The sequence below is a fragment of the uncultured Gilvimarinus sp. genome, assembly GCF_963975215.1.
Taxonomy (GTDB): domain Bacteria; phylum Pseudomonadota; class Gammaproteobacteria; order Pseudomonadales; family Cellvibrionaceae; genus Gilvimarinus.
This window is the reverse complement of sequence record NZ_CAXBFW010000005.1, coordinates 22,382-40,603: the sequence shown is the minus strand read 5'-3', so window position 1 is coordinate 40,603 and position 18,222 is coordinate 22,382. Positions and strand designations below refer to the sequence as shown.

General features: G+C 53.5%; 14 protein-coding genes. 5 read left to right on the top strand and 9 right to left on the bottom strand.

Annotated elements, in window-relative coordinates:
• Positions 1–15 precede the first annotated feature (15 nt).
• From urtE to urtA, 5 genes are all read right to left on the bottom strand, one after another.
• Entirely contained in the window at positions 16–705 is a 690-nt protein-coding gene (gene urtE, locus AAC019_RS05285; RefSeq protein ID WP_339897553.1) for an urea ABC transporter ATP-binding subunit UrtE, read from the bottom strand.
• 10 nt (positions 706–715) lie between these two features.
• Positions 716–1,465, bottom strand: a complete 750-nt coding sequence (gene urtD / locus AAC019_RS05280; RefSeq protein WP_339897551.1) for an urea ABC transporter ATP-binding protein UrtD — start codon at positions 1,463–1,465, stop codon at positions 716–718.
• Complete coding sequence (urtC, locus tag AAC019_RS05275) at positions 1,462–2,622, bottom strand: urea ABC transporter permease subunit UrtC (RefSeq protein WP_339897549.1); 1,161 nt, start codon at positions 2,620–2,622, stop codon at positions 1,462–1,464. Before urtC ends, urtD begins: the two co-directional genes overlap by 4 nt.
• Positions 2,623–2,634: 12 nt before the next feature.
• Entirely contained in the window at positions 2,635–3,561 is a 927-nt protein-coding gene (urtB, locus tag AAC019_RS05270) for an urea ABC transporter permease subunit UrtB (RefSeq protein ID WP_339897547.1), read from the bottom strand.
• 111 nt (positions 3,562–3,672) lie between these two features.
• The gene (gene urtA, locus AAC019_RS05265) at positions 3,673–4,887 is read right to left on the bottom strand and encodes an urea ABC transporter substrate-binding protein (RefSeq protein WP_339897727.1); all 1,215 of its coding nucleotides are present in this window, start codon (positions 4,885–4,887) and stop codon (positions 3,673–3,675) included.
• Positions 4,888–5,416: 529 nt separating this feature from the next.
• Here urtA and AAC019_RS05260 point away from each other — a divergent pair.
• Both AAC019_RS05260 and AAC019_RS05255 read left to right on the top strand, forming a co-directional pair.
• Positions 5,417–8,800 (top strand): ATP-binding protein, encoded by a 3,384-nt coding sequence (locus tag AAC019_RS05260; protein ID WP_339897546.1) that lies wholly within the window; start codon positions 5,417–5,419, stop codon positions 8,798–8,800.
• Positions 8,787–9,704 (top strand): response regulator, encoded by a 918-nt coding sequence (locus AAC019_RS05255; protein ID WP_339897544.1) that lies wholly within the window; start codon positions 8,787–8,789, stop codon positions 9,702–9,704. Before AAC019_RS05260 ends, AAC019_RS05255 begins: the two co-directional genes overlap by 14 nt.
• Before the next feature lie 57 nt (positions 9,705–9,761).
• Here the strand turns inward: AAC019_RS05255 and AAC019_RS05250 are convergent, their stop codons facing one another.
• From AAC019_RS05250 to AAC019_RS05235, 4 genes are all read right to left on the bottom strand, one after another.
• Positions 9,762–10,316, bottom strand: a complete 555-nt coding sequence (locus tag AAC019_RS05250; RefSeq protein ID WP_339897543.1) for an NADPH-dependent FMN reductase — start codon at positions 10,314–10,316, stop codon at positions 9,762–9,764.
• Positions 10,317–10,381: 65 nt separating this feature from the next.
• Positions 10,382–13,543 carry an efflux RND transporter permease subunit gene (locus AAC019_RS05245; RefSeq protein ID WP_339897541.1) on the bottom strand — a complete coding sequence of 1,054 codons (3,162 nt, stop codon included), beginning with the start codon at positions 13,541–13,543 and terminating at the stop codon, positions 10,382–10,384.
• Entirely contained in the window at positions 13,543–14,019 is a 477-nt protein-coding gene (locus AAC019_RS05240) for a hypothetical protein (protein ID WP_339897540.1), read from the bottom strand. Before AAC019_RS05240 ends, AAC019_RS05245 begins: the two co-directional genes overlap by 1 nt.
• Positions 14,020–14,034: 15 nt before the next feature.
• A complete protein-coding gene (locus AAC019_RS05235; protein WP_339897538.1) occupies positions 14,035–14,772 on the bottom strand; it encodes a biotin/lipoyl-binding protein in 738 nt (245 codons plus the stop codon).
• Positions 14,773–15,259: 487 nt separating this feature from the next.
• On the opposite strand from AAC019_RS05235, the gene AAC019_RS05230 reads away from it, so the two are divergent.
• From AAC019_RS05230 to AAC019_RS05220, 3 genes are all read left to right on the top strand, one after another.
• Complete coding sequence (locus AAC019_RS05230) at positions 15,260–16,213, top strand: hypothetical protein (RefSeq protein ID WP_339897537.1); 954 nt, start codon at positions 15,260–15,262, stop codon at positions 16,211–16,213.
• Positions 16,214–16,324: 111 nt separating this feature from the next.
• Positions 16,325–17,344 carry a phospholipase A gene (locus tag AAC019_RS05225; protein ID WP_339897536.1) on the top strand — a complete coding sequence of 340 codons (1,020 nt, stop codon included), beginning with the start codon at positions 16,325–16,327 and terminating at the stop codon, positions 17,342–17,344.
• Positions 17,345–17,392: 48 nt separating this feature from the next.
• A complete protein-coding gene (locus AAC019_RS05220) occupies positions 17,393–17,947 on the top strand; it encodes a DUF3833 domain-containing protein (RefSeq protein ID WP_339897535.1) in 555 nt (184 codons plus the stop codon).
• Positions 17,948–18,222: the final 275 nt, after the last annotated feature.

Below are 18,222 nucleotides of genomic sequence, written 5' to 3'. Positions count from 1 at the left end.
AACGAACCTTAAAAGTTACACCGACAGGTATGAAGCGACCTTCGCTTCATCCACGCTGGATCTCAGCTCTTCGTGGACAATCTCACCTTTTTCAATCACCAAAATACGATCGGCAATATCCAGGGCGAAACTCAACACCTGCTCTGACACTACAATCGACAAGCCACGCTGGTCGCGAATTTCTTTAAGAGTACGGGCCATGTCGCGGATAATGGACGGCTGGATACCTTCGGTGGGCTCATCCAAGAGCAGCATCTTAGGGTTACTGGCAAGGGCGCGGGCAATGGCCAACTGCTGTTGCTGACCGCCCGACAAATTGCCGCCGCGACGATTGCGCATTTCCAGCAACACCGGAAACATATCGTAAAGGTCGCGCGGCACGCTGCGCGATTTAGTCGTGGTCAAGCCCGTCTCGATATTTTCTTTAACGGTCATACTGGAAAATATCATCCTCCCCTGAGGGACAAAGCCAAAACCAGCCTCAACGCGCTGATAGCTTTTCATTTTGGACACTTCCGCGCCCTCCAGTGTCACGCTACCGCTCTCGGACGGAATAACCCCCATCAAAGATTTCATCAGGGTGGTTTTACCCATCCCGTTGCGCCCCATAACGGCCACAATTTCGTTAGGCGCTACCGAGAAGTTCATCCCACTAATAATATTGCTCTGGCCATAACTGACTCGATAATCAGATACATTCAGCATGGTTGTCTCCTCAATGACCCAAATACACTTCGATGACTTTAGGATCTTGTTTTACATGCTCAGCCGAACCCTCGGCTAAGATCTTGCCCTGATGCAACACGGTCACTTTGTCGGCAATCTCGGCGACAAACTGCATATCGTGCTCAATAACAATCACCGAGCGATCTTTGGTGATGGTGCGCAGCAGCTCGGCCGTTTTTTGTCGCTCGGAAACCGACATGCCGGCCACCGGCTCATCCAACATGAGTAGCTCCGGGTCTTGAATCAGCAACATGCCAATCTCTAACCACTGCTTTTGCCCGTGACTAAGCAAATCGCCACGGGTGTGCAACAGGTCATCCAAAAAGATCATTCCGGCGATCTCGTTAACTCGCTGAATGACTTCGGCATCGCGTTTAAACGCCAGCGCACCGAACACTGATCGACCACGGGGGAATGATATCTCCAGGTTCTCAAAAACGGTTAAATCGCCGTAAATCGACGGGGTCTGAAACTTACGCCCCACCCCTGCACGCACAATCTGATGCTCCTTCATTTTGGTAAGTTCTTTATTGCGAAACTTAATCGATCCTTCGGTGGCCTTGGTACGCCCGCACACCAAATCCAGCACAGTAGTTTTACCCGCCCCATTGGGGCCGACAATCACGCGAATTTCATTTTTGTCGACGTAAAAGCTCAGGTCGTTAACCGCCTTAAAGCCATCAAATGAAACCGTTAAGCCTTCAACCGCAAGCACAAAATCTGTGTTACTGGAACTCATGGGTTACCCCCTTCGGTTTTCATCTGTGATGTCAGCTCGGCTGAGGTATCGTCTGATTTACGGCTAAAGCGCGCCATTAACTGATTAACTTTAGGCTCGCAGTATTTGGTGTAGAGCCCAGCCAAACCATTAGGGAAGGCCATAACCACCCCGATAAACAAAGCGCCCATGGCAAACAACCACAGCTCCGGGAAGCTCTCAGAGAAGGTTGTTTTGGCCCAGTTCACCACCAGGGCCCCGTATACCGCGCCAAATATCGACAGGCGGCCACCCACAGCACAAAAGATCACCATTTCAATCGAAGGCACAATGCCCACAAAGGTCGGTGACATAAAGCCCACCTGCAGGGTAAACATGGCGCCACCGATAGCGGCAAAGGCCGAGCCCAAACAAAACACAAAGATCTTAAAGTTGGCCACGTCGTAGCCGGAAAAGCGCACCCGATCTTCCATCTCGCGCATGGCGACCAGCAAACGGCCCAACTTACTTTTGCGTACAAACTGCGCAACGCCAAGGCATAAAAACAGCATAAACACACACAAAAAGTAAAAGACGTATTTGGCCTCGTTGGTGCGAATATCCCAGCCAAACAGCGTGCGTAAATCGGTAATGCCGTTAACGCCACCGGTATAACCCTGCTGGCCGATGATTAGAATCGTCAAGATAGCGGCTACGGCTTGGGTAATAATGGCAAAGTACACCCCACCTACCCGGCGCTTAAACATGGCAACACCAATGATGTAAGCAAAAATCGACGGGATAACAATAATGGCGATTACGGTAAAGGTCAGACTATGGAACGGCTGCCAAAACCAAGGCAGCTCGGTTATCTGATTCCAGTCCATAAAGTCAGGAATACCCGGTGTCGACTGAATCGCGGTGTTTTCCGGCGACGATGCCTCAAGCTTTAAAAACATCGCCATGGCGTAACCGCCCAAACCAAAAAACACCCCCTGACCTAAACTTAGAATGCCGCCATAGCCCCAACACAAGACCAAACCAAGCGCGACAAACGCGTAAGTAAGATATTTACCCACCAGATTCAGCCGAAAAATATCAAGGCTTAAGGGTAAGACCACCACCAAAATTAACGCGAGTACCGCAAAATTGATGAGATCGTTCTTGGGCAACAGAGATCGTAAACCTGCATAAGACATACGCTAACCCTCCTAGCGACGCACTTTCAGTGAGAAAAGACCTTGTGGTCTTAACATCAGAATGAAGACAACAAACAACAGCGTCAGTACTTTGGCCATTGACCCGCTCAGGAAGAACTCCATAGTGGATTGCGCCTGCGAAATAGTAAAAGCCGAAGCGATGGTACCCAGCAAACTTGCCGCGCCACCAAACACCACAACCAAGAAGGTATCAACGATATACAACTGGCCAGAGGTCGGCCCGGTTGAGCCAATCATGGTGAATGCGCTACCGGCAACACCGGCAATACCACAGCCTAAGCCAAAGGTAAGGCGGTCTACGCGTGCGGTATTAATACCCACCGCGCCCGCCATAGGACGATTTTGCACCACCGAGCGCACCTGAATGCCCCAGCGTGATTTATACATAAGCGCCGCAATCGCTACCGAGATACCCACCGCCAGCGTCATTACAAAAATACCGTTGATCGGCACTTCAATAATGTCCGTTAACTGAATGGAACCCATCAGCCAATCGGGTAAGGTTACGCCCACTTCACGAGCGCCAAAGATGGTGCGGTAGCACTGCTGCAAAATTAGACTCAAGCCCCAGGTCGCCAACAGGGTATCCAGTGGCCGGTGGTACAAATGACGAATCATCGCCCACTCCACTAGCATCCCCAACGCGCCCGCGGCGATAAACGCCAGTATCATGGCGACAAAAAAGTAGGCCCCGAATAAGTCGGGTATATAGTCGGCAAACACATTAGAGGTTAAATAGGTAATGTACGCACCGAGGATCATAAACTCGCCATGCGCCATATTGATAACGCCCATCTGGCCAAAAATAATAGCCAGCCCCAACGCCATAAGGACAAAAACAGAAAATAAAATTAATCCTGCAAAGCCCTGCATGGCAAATATCGACATTAACTCAGAGGTCGTGTAATCGGCGAACATCGCTCAATCCTCGTGCAGAAAACTCAAAAGAAACTTCATCTTGCGAAAGGGACGAACCCACCGCCTGAGGCAGTGGGTTCTGGTGGCCGCTTGCGCGGCCGGTAGTGCGGTTTACTGGTAACCTTCTGGGAACGGATCTGGCTCGATCAGCTCATCAGTTTCGTACACGATTTCATACTGGCCATCGGTTTTAGCGTTACCGATGCGGGTTTTAGACCACAAGTGGTGATTTGGGTGAACCTTCACATAACCTTCTGGCGCCGTGGTTAGCTCAATACCGGGGGACGCTTCGCGGATTTTATCCACATCGAACGAACCGGCTTTTTCAACCGCGGCCTTCCACAACCAGGGGCCAAGATAGGCCGCTTGCGTTACGTCACCGATAACAATGTCGTCGCCCCAACGCTCTTTAAAGGCTTTAACAAACGCTTGGTTGTTGTCGTTGGTCAAGCTTTGGAAGTACTTCATTGAGGCGTAAGCACCTTCAATATTCTCACCGCCAATGCCCAGAATCTCATCTTCAGTTACCGAGATGGTCAGCACCAGAGGCTTCTCTTTGGTCATGTCGATCCCGGCGGCCTTAAGCTGCTTGTAAAAGGCAACGTTAGAGCCACCCACCACAGAGGCAAAAATCACGTCAGGCTTTTTCAGTTTGAACTTGTTGATGATCGAGTTGAACTGAGTGTGACCCAGCGGGTAGTAATCCTCACCCACCACTTTTAAGCCTAGCTTTTCAATGTGCTTACGCGCAATCTTGTTAGAGGTACGCGGCCAGATATAATCTGAGCCAAGCAAGTAGAAGGTTTTAGCGCCTTTCTCTTTGGTTACCCAGTCAATACCCGCAAGAATTTGCTGTGTCGCTTCCTGGCCGGTGTAAATAACGTTAGGCGATTGCTCTAAGCCTTCATAAAAGGTGGGGTAATACAACATGCCGTTATACTGTTCAAATACTGGCAGTACCGCTTTGCGCGAGGCCGAGGTCCAGCAGCCAAACACGGTGGCCACTTTATCTTGCAGCAACAGTTTGCGGGATTTTTCAGCAAAGGTTGGCCAGTCGCTGGCACCGTCTTCTTGAACATATTCAATTTTACGACCCAACACACCGCCCATGGCGTTGATTTGTTCAATAGCCAACTTCTCGGCCTGCACTGAACCAGTCTCACTGATCGCCATCGTGCCCGTTACCGAATGCAGGATACCGACGGTAACCGTATCATCAGTCACGGCCAGGTCTGTGGTGTTGACCTCAGAGGTCGCGGGCGCCGCATTAACGACCGCCGACAAAACCATCGTCGCCCCGGCGACGGCCGAGGCGATACCTTTCATTAAGCTTGGCAGTCGACCCCCAAGGCCGGCTGACTGTGCGTTATCTAAAGTTCCCATGTTCTTTCCTCATTGGTTATCCCAGAAGTGGGTTAGCCCAGCAACAGACACGCTGTGCCTACGATGTTTATTCTCAGGAAAGTCGCCTCCGGGTACTATTCGCCAAACACACCATGGGGCTACGTCATTTGACGCATAGGGTTTGTTGATCGTCAGGCGTAAGGTCATGCGCACACAATAAATGCACAGCAGCGTGTGCAACTGGTATGGCTTTTGACTGTATTAATAAGGCTGGTAATAACAGGCCGTTAGCCCACGTAAAGGCGATGACAAATCCCGGGCCAACCCCGAGAATGCACCACAAAGGAATATCCGCACAGCGAAGTGCACCCAATAGAGGCAGCACTTTGTACCAACATCACACACACCCGTTCCACATTGCCGTCACGCTGCACAATAACGCTAACTCATCGAGCATGCGCCGGCAGCCGCTGCCATTAAAAAATATTGTCGCGCTAGAGGCTTCCTGCTTATGACGGCCAAGCAACACATTTTTCGGGTGCGGCGCAACTACAACCAGTGGGTTGCCAACCAGACACTGGAAGACTACGCCCTGCGTTTTACCGCCAAGAGCGCCCGTCGCTGGAGCACCAGCCGGGTAGCCATTACCGCGCTTGGCGCTATTTCCTTTTTGGCCCTTGAAGCGATCGGCGGCACTGTCACGCTGCACTACGGCTTTACCAACGCCATCGCGGCTATTTTTGCGGTCGGTTTGATTATCTTGCTTACCGGCACGCCCATCAGCTACTACGCAGCCAAGTACGGCCTGGATATTGATCTCTTAACCCGCGGCGCGGGCTTTGGCTATATTGGCTCGACCATTACCTCGCTTATTTACGCCTCGTTTACCTTTATATTTTTTGCTCTCGAGGCCGCTATTATGGCGATGGCCTTAAAACTGCTGTTTGGCCTACCGCTTGCCATTGGCTATCTGGTCAGTGCGCTGTTGGTGATCCCCTTGGTGGTTTACGGTATTACCTTTATCAGCCGGTTTCAGGTATGGAGCCAACCCATTTGGCTAACCTTACAGCTGCTACCCTTTGCCTTTATTATTTACGCCGACGCCAGCGCCGTGAGTGACTGGACGCAATACACCACCAGCGCCGCCCCCAGCGGCCAGTTTGATTTACTTCTGTTTGGCGCCGCCTGTGCCGTTATGTTTGCGCTGATTGCACAAATTGGTGAGCAAGTAGACTTTCTGCGCTTTATGCCCGAGCCAACCCCCGCCACCGGCAAGCGCTGGTGGCTGTGCGTCATGGCCGCGGGGCCGGGTTGGATTGTTATCGGCGTTATTAAAATGCTGGCCGGCTCGTTTCTCGCGGTATTAGCTCTAAGCTATGGCGTAAGCGCCAGCGAGGCCGCCGACCCCACCCGCATGTACATGATTGCCTTTGGCTATATTACCGACACGCCTGAGGTGGCCTTAGCGGTAGCGGGTATCTTTGTCGTGCTGTGCCAATTAAAAATTAACGTCACCAACGCCTACGCCGGCTCCATTGCCTGGTCAAATTTTTTCTCGCGTTTAACCCACTCGCACCCAGGGCGGGTGGTCTGGCTTATTTTTAATGTCGCCATCGCCCTGCTGTTAATGGAGCTTGGGGTTTACCAGGCACTGGAGCAAACCCTGGGCTTTTACGCCATTGTCGCGGTTGCCTGGGTGGGTTGTCTGGTGGCCGATTTAACCATCAACAAACCATTGGGGTTGTCGCCCAAACACATTGAGTTTAAGCGCGCCCACCTCTACGACATTAACCCCGTTGGCTGCGGCTCGATGATTTTGGCAACCTTAATCGGTATGCTCAGCTACAGCGGCTTGTTTGGCGACACCTGTCGGGCCCTGTCTCACTTCATCACCCTTGGCTGTGCTTTAGTGTGTGTGCCCTTTATTGCCTGGCTCACCCGTGGCCGTTATTACATTGCCCGGGAGCTGATTGCCAGCGATATCGAGTTCGACCGGCCCGACCAAAGCACCGCGATTTGCTGTATCTGTGAGCACCGCTTTGAGCGCGAGGACATTAGTCACTGCCCCGCCTACGCCGGTAATATTTGCTCGCTGTGCTGCTCGCTTGATGCACGCTGCGGTGATTACTGTAAGCCAGGGGCGGGCTACAGCGATCAGATACGTTCGCTGTTTACACGCTTCTTACCGGCGCGCTTTATTCCCAACCTAAACTCCCGCATTGGTCACTTTTTAGGTTTGCTGTTTATTATCAATGGGTTTTCGGCGCTGTTGCTGTCGCTTATCTATTTTCAAAGCCCGACGCCCAACACCGCCACCACGTTATGGAAGGTGTTTTTTCTGCTGGTGATTATCACCGGTATCGTAAGTTGGTTGTTTGTCCTGGCGCACGAGAGCCGCGTCGTTGCGCAAGAAGAAACCCAGCGTCAAACCCGATTACTAACCGAAGAAATCGTCGCGCACGAACAAACCGACCTGGAGTTGCAGCGCGCCAAAGAAACCGCTGAGGCCGCTAACCAGGCCAAAAGCCGTTACCTCACCGGCATTAGTCACGAACTCAGATCGCCCCTAAACGCGATTTTGGGTTACGCGCAGCTGCTGGAAAAAGACCACGAGATCGCCGCCCCCAAGCGCGACGCTATCTCTGTGATTCGGCGCAGCGGCGAACACCTGGGCGATCTTATTGAGGGGCTGCTGGATATATCAAAAATAGAGGCCGGCAAGCTGGATTTGCACACCGAGCAAGTGCGCCTGCCGCAACTGCTAGAGCAGTTGGTGTACATGTTTCGCCCCGAGGCCGAAGCCAAGGGCCTAGCGTTTGAGTATGTGTGCGCCAGCCACTTGCCCGAATTTGTAAAAACCGATGAAAAGCGCCTGCGCCAGATACTGATTAATTTATTATCCAATGCCATTAAGTACACCGAGCGAGGTAAAATCACCTTCCGGGTACGCTATCGCAGTCAGGTGGCGGAATTTATTATCAGCGATACCGGCGAGGGCATTGCCGAGAAAAACGTCGAGCGTATTTTCCGGCCCTTTGAGCGGGTTAAACGCCCCGGCAGCACCATTGCCGGCACCGGCCTTGGCCTAACCATCACCCGGTTATTAACCGACATAATGGGCGGCGATATCAGCCTTACCAGCACCGTGGGTATTGGCAGCGAATTTAAGGTTATTTTGATGCTGTCGAGTATTCACCCCTCTGAAGCCGAGCCCCATGACGACAGCGCACAAGAGATTACCGGCTATGCCGGCCCCCGCAAAAAATTGCTGGTGGTGGACGACGAGGCCAGCCACCGTGAGCTGGTAAACGCTATTTTAACGCCGCTCGACTTTGACTTAGTATTTGTCGACAATGCGTTAAGCGCACAACAAATCGCCGGGCAGCAATCCCCCGATCTCATCATGCTGGATGTCAACATGCCGGGGCTATCGGGCTGGGAGCTGGCACACCAACTGCGCAACGCGCGGCAGAGTGCACCCATCATTATGGTATCGGCCGATGCCCGCGAGAACCGACCAATCAACACCGGCGCCGCACCGCACAACGCTTATCTGGTTAAACCCATTAACGTTCGCGCGCTACTGGATAAAATTGGTGCCCTGCTCAACGTGCAGTGGCTGCATGACAGCACCCCACTTATTCAGACACCGTCACCCAATAGTCCTCAAACCCATGCTGAGGGGATCACGCTGCCGGCCGAGAATCACTGCCAACACCTGCAAGAGCTTAGCCTTATCGGTCATAAAACCGGCATTGCGCAGTATTTAAATAACCTGATGGGTACCGGTCAGTGCGAGCGCCCGTTTTTTACGGCGGCCAACGAGCTGGCCAATCACTTTCAATTTGATCAACTTATTGTGCTTTTAGAAGGAACCCCCAATGAACACGGCTAACAGCGGTAAAACCGTCGCCCTTGTGGTCGATGATGCCATCGACAGTATCCGTATGCTAAACGACGTGTTAGAGGACGCCGACATGACCGTGCTGGTGGCGCTGGAGGGGGCGCAGGCAATTACCATCACCCGCAACATCACCCCGGATATTATTTTGCTGGATGCCATCATGCCCAACATGGACGGCTTTGAAACCTGCCGGGCGTTAAAAGAAAACCCCCGATTAATGGATGTACCGATTATTTTTATGACGGGGTTAAGCGATACCGAGCACGTCGTCATGGGGTTAAAATCGGGCGGGGTCGATTACATTACCAAACCCATTAACGCCGCTGAATTGGTGGCCCGCATGCAGGTGCATTTAGCCAACGCCCGCATGACACGCAGCGCCCGCGCCGCGCTCGATTTAGCGGGACAAAACTTATTTGCCACCGATGCCCGGGGTCAATCACTATGGGCAACACCCGCCGTGCACCCGCAGCTGGCAAGCGCCTTAGGCAATCAGAGCGCTCGTCAAGCACAATTCACCGAGGCCCTGACTCGCTGGTTTAACCACAACCCGGAGCCTGGCCATAAGATCAACCTAGACTTCCTGGACTCTCCGCTCACCGTGGAGTTTTTGGCTTTGGTGGATCAGCACGAATATTTGCTAAGGCTAATTGACACCCCGAGCAACGAAACCAACACCGATGTACTGCGACGTAAATTTACCGTCACGCAACGTGAGGCCGATGTCCTACTGTGGATCGCCAATGGCAAAACCAATCGCGAGATTGGCCAGATACTGGACATGAGCCCACGCACCGTCAACAAACACTTAGAGCAGGTATTTAAAAAGCTTAGTGTCGAAAACCGCACCTCGGCCGCCGCACTGGCAATCAGGGCACTGGCCGAGCTGGCCTAAATTTAAGTATTGCGTGATTCTAAACCGTGCCCTAGCCGTTTTGGTTAGGGCATGTCGCTAGTCTTCAAAGTCGACTTCGGCGGCAACCCAGGCGGTAAAATCTTTCACCAAGCGCTCCAGTTTTTGCGCCGTTGCCTCATCTGTGAGTTTGCCGTCCTCAAAAACCTCCTGGGCGCTGCCCACCGCAAACTCCGGGCACGGAAACACCGGTGTTAAGGTACCACCGAGTACTTGTTTTAACTGGCCCTGAGCGCGCACGCCGCCCATCGGGCTCATGGAGGCGCTCATCAATAAGGTGGGGATATGGGCGAGCACCGAGCGGTAGGCGGGGCGCGATGCCCAGTCAATGGCGTTTTTTAGCGGCCCGGGAATACCATAGTTGTATTCCGGCGTGGCAATCACCAGCGCATCGGCGCCGGCTATTTGATCCATTAATAGCGCCACCGGTGCGGGTTTGGTATCGCCGTCGATGTCCTGATTGTACAGCGGGATCGAGGCGATATCGGCCTCGATCCACTCTACCTCAGCCGCAAAATACGGCCGTGCAGCCGCCAGCAATGCCGAGTTAAAAGACGCCTGGCGCAAGCTGCCACTAATTGCTACAACCTTCATAACACGCTCCTGAGTTGTGGGTTAAAAACCTCTCTACCCTACCTCAACAGCGGCGCCGGCGTCACTTAGTTTTCACTGTGACCGGGTGACAATTTAGCCGGCGCGGAGTGTTTGCGACGATAGGGTAAAAAGAAGTGGCCCACATCGTCCATCACCATATACAGGCACGGCACCAATACCAGCGTCACAAACGTCGCACACAAAACACCGTAACCCAACGAGATCGCCATCGGGATCACAAATTTCGCCTGCAGCGAACTCTCAAACATAATGGGTAGCAAACCGATAAAGGTGGTCAGCGAGGTTAAAATAATCGCCCTAAAGCGGCGCTGCCCACCGTTCATCACCGCATCAAATAACGTCTCGCCACGCTCACGCGCTTTATTGACGTAATCCACCATTACCAGCGAATCGTTTACCACCACACCCACTGCCGCGAAGATGCCAAACAGCGATAAACCGCTCATGTCGTAGCCCATAATCACGTGGCCCCAAATGGCGCCGATCACGCCAAAAGGAATGACCGACATAATCATTAAAGGCTGAGTGTAAGAGCGCAGCGGCAACGCCAACAGGATATAAATGGGTAATAAAATCTTGCCAAAGTTAATAAAGAAGTCCACCACGCTGCTGCGCTCTTCTTTTAGGTTGCCCGCCTCTTCGATTTCAATGTTGGGGTAGCGCTCGGCGATATCGGCAAAAATACCATCGCGCAATTCATTGGCCACTTGCAGCGGTTGTACTTTGGCAAAATCCAACGAGGCCCACATCGTAATCGTGCGCCGGCCATCTTCGCGATAAACCTGATTCACCCCTTCGACCAGCTCAATGTCGGCCACCTCCATCAGCGGCACTTTACTGCCATCGGGCGTGGTGATCAGCAAATCGTTAACCGCGCCCAGCACATTGCGCTCGGACTCGGGGTAGCGCACCATGACTCTTATTTCTTCGCTGTTGCGCACTATGCGCTGCGCCTCAATGCCGTACAAACTGTAGCTTGCCTGTGCCGCCACCTCGGCGGTGGTTAAGCCCATGCTCGCGGCCAGCGGCTTTAGCTTAAACCGCGCCTCTTGCGCGCCCACCTGCTCGGAGTCATTAATTTCATACACGCCATCAATACTGCCCATCGCCTCACGCACTTCGCTGGCCACTTGGCGCATTGCCGTAATATCGTTGCCGATAATACGAAAGCTCACATCGCCATCGTTGGTGCCGCCGCCCATGACGGTATCGGCGATTTCAAGGCTCTTAAGGCCGGTGATATCCGGCATTTGCTCACGCCATTTGGCCGATAACGCAAAGGTACCGATGGGTCGGTCTTCCGGATCAACCAACTTAACCTCAATACGCGCCTCCGTGCGTCCCTCCATGGAGACAAACAGATTGTCGATCATCGGTTGATTAAATTCATCGATGGTTTCGGCCTCAATGCGTTTCACCATTGTCTCGATATCAAGCATCGCCGCCATGGTGTCCTGCTCGGCAACGCTGGCGTTCATCTCCAGATTAAGGCGAATAAAATCGTTGGGGATTTTCGGTTGATTGACAAACCTTACCTGGCCACCGATAAACAGCGCTGCGGTAATAAAAACCACCCCGGTAAAAATAGCCATAACCGCATAGCGACACTCCAGGCACCACTGCAACATCGGCTTATAGTAGTTGCTAATAAAGTGCTGCAAGTGCCGATCGATAAAATTTTGCAGCCGGGTAATCGGGTTGCGCGAGTTGGGATCGAGCGGCTTCATATGGGCCAAATGTGCCGGCAAAATTAATTTAGATTCCACCAGTGAGAACAGCAGGCAAAACACCACCACAAAACCAATCGAACGCGGAAACGCCGACTGCGGCCCGGTCTCGAGTAACATCGGGAAAAACGCCGCACAGGTGGTTAACACCCCAAAGGTTGCGGGCATCGCCACCTTTTGCGCCCCGCGAATCACGTTGTCGACCCCGCGGCCTTTTTCTTCGACCTCGGTGTGGACGCTTTCACCGATCACAATGGCATCGTCTACCACCACCCCCAGCACCATAATAAAGGCGAACAAACTGCCGATATTAATAGTCACGTCCACCCAACTCATGGGCAGCAACATAAGGGCGCCCAAAAAGCTAACCGGCAGGCCCACCATCACCCAGGCGGCGACTTTAAGGCGTAAAAACAGCGCCAAAATAATAAACACCAGCAAGCCGCCCCAAAACATATTGCTCAGCATCATGTTCAGGCGGCCGTCAAGGTAGTAGGTTAAATCAACCCAGGGCTCCAGGGTGACGCCTTTGGGCAAACTGGGGGCGCGCTCGGCGATATACTCATCGACAATACTGGCGACATCGCCAATGCTTTGATCGCGGGTAGCCCCGACAAAAAAGGTCACGGTATTGTGGCCATTCATTTTGGTGTAGTTGATGCCCTCTTCAAAGCCATCACTAACCTTAGCCACATCGCCCAGTAAAATTTTGGTGCCGTCGGCACGGGTGCGCAGCGGCAAGCGCTCAAACTCTTCACCGATGTAGGCCTGATCTTCCACCCGCACCGAGATAAAGCCTTCTTTGGCCCGTATCTGACCGGCGGAGCGGTTCGTCGACCAGTTGCGCACGGCGGCGGCAATCTCTTCAAACGAAAACCCGTATTCGTAGAGTTTGTCGCGGCTTACTTCAATGGCAATTTCGTAGTTGGCGCCACTGTAGTAATCGACAATGCTCACGTCATCCAGCGCGCGCAGCTCGTCGTGAATACGCTCGCCCAGGCGCTTTAAATCGTAATTATTTAAATCGCCATACAAACTGACGTACATGACCTCCTGGCGATATTTGGCGCGGCTGATGCGCGGTCGCTCCATGCCATCGGGAAAGCTCGAAATAGAGTCGACGGCCGTCTTAACTTCGTCTAACACCTCCTGAGCATCGTACTCTTCCATCACCTCGATATTGGCCGAGGCGCTGCCGCGATTCGAGCGGGTGATAACGCGTTTTAACCCCTGAATACTGGCGAGCGATTCCTCCAGCTTAACGGTGATCGCCTCTTCGACGTCCTGCGGCGCAGCGCCCGGGTAGGCAATATCAATATTGAGCCAATTGATCTCAACCTGAGGAAACATTTGTTTGCGAATGGTCATGGCGGTGGCCACGCCCAACAGCAAAATAAAAATCATCAGCAAGTTGGCCGCGACCGTATTGCGGGTAAACCAGGCAATCAGGCCTGTGCGGGTGTCATCGGGGCGCTCCATTACCGCTCTCCTTGCTGCGGCGCATCCACGGCGGCGGGTGCTACCGCCGGGTCTGTCGCAGGTTTATCAGCTACGCGCTGATCAAAACGCTCTAACGCCATACCGGCCACCGGATACTCGAGCGAGGTAGTCACCAGTAAATCACCACTGGCGACACCCTCGGTCACCACGCTCTCGCCATCGATATGGCGCAGCACCGTGACCGGCTTAAGTTGTAACTTGCCGTCGTGGTAAACGGGCACTTCATTGTTTTTAACTAAACTGCGGGGGATACGTGCGGCCGCATCGAGCTTACGCCCCTCAATACGGGCCACCACAAAACTGCCAAAGGCCAAATCCGGTCGCTGCCCGGTTTGCGTACCCGACAGGTTATAGGGGTCATTCACACGCGCCACCAAATAGCTCATGCGGGTATCGTCGTCGATTACCCCCTCATTGCGCACAATGGATGCCTGCCAGTTATAGCGTCCACCCAAAGAGTCACCGCTTAGCTACACCGATGTGTTAACGCCATTGGCCACTAAGTACTGCAACTCACTGTTGGCAACCGGCAAACGGATCTCGGCACTGCTCACATCCATCACTTTACCCATCATGGTGCCGACATTGACAAAGGTGCCCAGGCTAATGGCGCGCTCGGCCACCAGGGCATCGTAAGGGGCGACAATCTTGGTACGCTCAAGGTCTTTTTGCGCCTGTTTTAGGGTGGCCTCCGAGGCGGCGACTTGCGCCTGTGCCTGTTTTAACTGCGGTTTGCGCAGCCCCAGTGCCGGTGCGGGGTGCTCGCTGACCCCCTCCCACTCAACCCGCGCGACTTCGCCCTGGGCTTGCTCTAGCTCTAACGCGGCGGTGGCACTGGCCAGCCCCGCGCGGGCTTCTTCCAGGCGAACCTCATAGTTAGTCGGGTCAATTTGTGCCAACACCTCGCCTTTTTTAACGATGCCGCCGCGCACAAAAGCCTCATCGAGCGCGACTATCTCGCCACTAACCTGCGCCACTAACTCTGTGGTGTACTTAGGCTGCACCAGGCCCCGGGACAGCACCTGCAACTGAATAGGCTGCATATCAATAGGCGCCACATCCACCAAGGCCACGCTTTTACCCACCTCTTTTTGCGGTGGCGGGGTACGCAACATGCCCAGGCCAACGGCAATCACAATGGCGGCCAGTAGTATGGCCAGCGGTAAAATCCAGCGTTTATTTCTCGCGTAAAACCCGGGGTTAGACATGTACGACCTGCTCCTTAATCACGATCTTTGTGTTTTTTATCAGATGCTCGGCGGGGCTCATCAGGGGGGCACCCGTAAAAGTTTGCGCTATCATACAACGTTGCTCGTCCAACAGCACTAGGCCCTCCCCCTTGCCATATGACCCAATAACAGGCGCGTGGCAACACGGCTGCCCCTAATTTGTTCAGGGCAAAGCGGAGGGCATCGAATGATTGCGCCGCAATAGACGCAATAACCGATTAAAAAGTTGCGCCATATCGCATTTTTTTCACTTTTATTCACCGCGCTCCGACAAATACGCCCATAAAATCGAAAGCCGCCATAAGCCAGCTAGTTGGCATAGCTGTTGCTGTGCTCTAAGCATAAATGCCATTAACAATTCCAATATTCGTCTGTGAGCCGATTTATGCACCATTTACACCCATGTTTTTGCGATCTGCGAGCAATTGTTGTTCGGGGTCACGCAACAGGATGACAGGCTAGCACTATGAACGGGCAAACCAGCGCACACACCGCACCACAAACCAGCACTGAGCCGGCCGCTTTCGCGGCATTTTATGATTTTTACCGGCGCCGGCAAGACGCCTTAAACCTGATCAGGCAGCTCAACCGCACCATCAAAGCCGCCCAGCGCCATCGCGGTATGAGCATGGGTATGCTCGGTGGCAATGAGCTGTTTCAGGAAGAGTTTTACCAGCTGGAGCACCAGCTGGAGCGCCGTATTCTGGCGCTGCTGGCGCTGGCACAGGCCAGCGAAGGGTTGCTCACCGAGCGCGACCAGCAAAACCTAAACAGCGCCTGGGTAACCATCAGCCGCGACTGGCAAGAAGACAGCGTTATTGATAACTATGAGCTGCACTGCCATTTAATTGAGCAATCTTTGGCCATGCTGGCCGGGTTATCACGGCAAATGGAGCAGCCCTGCGCCGAGGCTTTGGGCGAGCCACAAAGCAACAACGAGTCCGCCAGTTACCCAAGCCGCTTTAAGCACCTGGAGGTACTGCACTTTACAACCCGCCTGCTACCGGCGGTGGTTGAACAAATTGGCCGTATCCGCGCACTGGGTACTTACTCGGCAGCGGCGGGCTTCGTCGATGCCCATCACGACAGCAAGCTACGCTACGTTATTCAGTGCACCCGGGTTAACAACGAGAAGCTGCGCCACCAGATCAAGCGCCTGGAGGGCATCTTAGAGCAAGACATCGGCCTTTTAAGTCAGCTTAAAAGCTATGAGCTAAAACTGATGTTTTTACTCAACATGGTAGAGACAGACATCCTGCATGAAGGCGCACAAAACGCCGACAGCAACCGTATTTATAACCTGGCCACCGATATCATCGACGTTTACCTGTCCATCGTCGACAACGGTGTCGACCTTATTAGCCAGTGGCACGACGCGGATATGGATCAGTGGCTAGTCGGCCAGCCCCCAGAGCGCTAACAGCGCAAGACTGCGCCGGCCCCTGACCCAGCCTGCGCGCCCATAGGTAGCACCGCTTGCCCGGCTCGGGCACAATAAACACCTATGGTTTGCGTCAGTGGATGAGTCAGCATGAAAAAACAGCAACGCCTGTGGGCCGCGAGTTGCGCTTTTGTTTTTGGCGCTAGCGCCTGCGCCCAAAGCACGCGCGATAACCCCGGGTTACCCCACTACCCGTCCATGGAGCAGTGCCTGACCGAGCGTGTTTTACACGCCGCCCCCGACATGACCATTGCCCAGCTGCGGGAGTCGTGTGAGCCTCTGCTGGAGCCAGCTCAGGCAAATACACTGCAGCAGCAGGACATCGGGGTGCTGGACACACGAATGAAAGTCGAGTCCATCGCCAGCGTCAATCGCTTTATCCTTACGCCCCATAACCGCAACTATATTTTGCCGGCCAGCTTTACTCACCACCCTAATGACGCCCCCTTCACTGAGGCGGTGGGCGATCCGGTGGATCTGCAAAATACCGAAATTGACTTTCAAATCAGCTTAAAGGTATTGATTGCGCAAGATTTGCTGCACGACAACGGCAACCTCTACCTCGCTTACACCAACCACTCGTTTTGGCAGGCCTACAACGGCGATATCTCGCGCCCGTTTCGCGAGACCAACCACGAGCCCGAGCTGCTGTTTTCCGCCACCAGCGACTGGGAGATTTTTGGCTTTCAGAATGTTGTTAACCAAGTGGGTCTGGTGCACCAGTCCAACGGCCAGGCGGGCAGCCTGTCGCGCAGCTGGAACCGCATTCGGGCACGGACGATTTTTGAACGCGGCAATCTGGCCCTGGCTTTCTCGCCCTGGTATCGCATCCCCGAAGACCTTGAGGATGACGACAACCCGGATATTGAAGACTACCTCGGCCACTATGAGCTCGGCGGCGCCTACAGTTACAACAACCATATTTTTGATGTGATGACCCGCCGCCCCTTTAGTGACAAGGGCTCGCTGGAACTTGGCTGGAGCTTTCCGCTGCGGCCCACCGTGCGGGGTTATGTAAAGTACTTTAACGGCTACGGCGCGAGCTTGATCGACTACAACGTCAAAACCGAATCGTTAGGCCTTGGGGTGGTTTTTACCGATCTGTTCTAGCGCTTGGTGCGTACCTGTTGCAGTAAAACCAACCGCAGGAGACACCCCATGCGCCGATACCGCCACGTAAGACTATTAGTTACCAGCACATTATTGTTTGGCTGCATTGCCGCGTTAAGCGGCTGTGCCGGCCCCAACATCGATCAGTACCTCAACAATCAACCCGCGTTTGCGCCCCGGGAATTTTTTCAGGGGGAGCTAAGCGCTCACGGCGTCTTAAAAAATCGTGGCGGTGAGGTCACCCGCTACTTTAATGCCACCATCGATGCCAGCTGGGATAACGGCATTGGCACCTTAAAAGAGCGGTTTGAGTTTGACGACGGCGAAATCCAGTTTCGCACCTGGACCCTGACGCCCACCTCAGAGACCACCTTTAACGCCACCGCCGGCGACGTTATCGGCACGGGCACCGGCACAACTGCCGGCAACGCGCTTAACCTTAACTATGTGCTGGAGGTCGATTACAACGATCGCAAGCTGCAATTAAAGGTCGATGACTGGATGTGGCGGGTCGACGAGCAGACCGTGATAAACCACTCCAGCCTAAGCAAATGGGGGTTTGCGGTGGGCAGCATTCAGCTGGTGATCCGTAAAGAACCCTAAAGCTATCGCTTTTTGCATCCACCGCACGCAAAACTCTGTAAATGAAACAGTGGCTTACGCGCTCCGGGGCTGGCACTTAGAGTCGACTTTGTGTATAAAGTTGTCGTAGATCGAGCGATTGGTTATGCCAACATGCAGGTAAAACCACGGTCGATTCTCCATGCACACTAAGGCCGATTTGAGTCATACATAATCCGTGCGAGCTTATGGCAGTACATCAGGATAATCGACAAACAGGCGCTAATCTGTGGCACTTCGCTGTGGCGGGGGCCCAC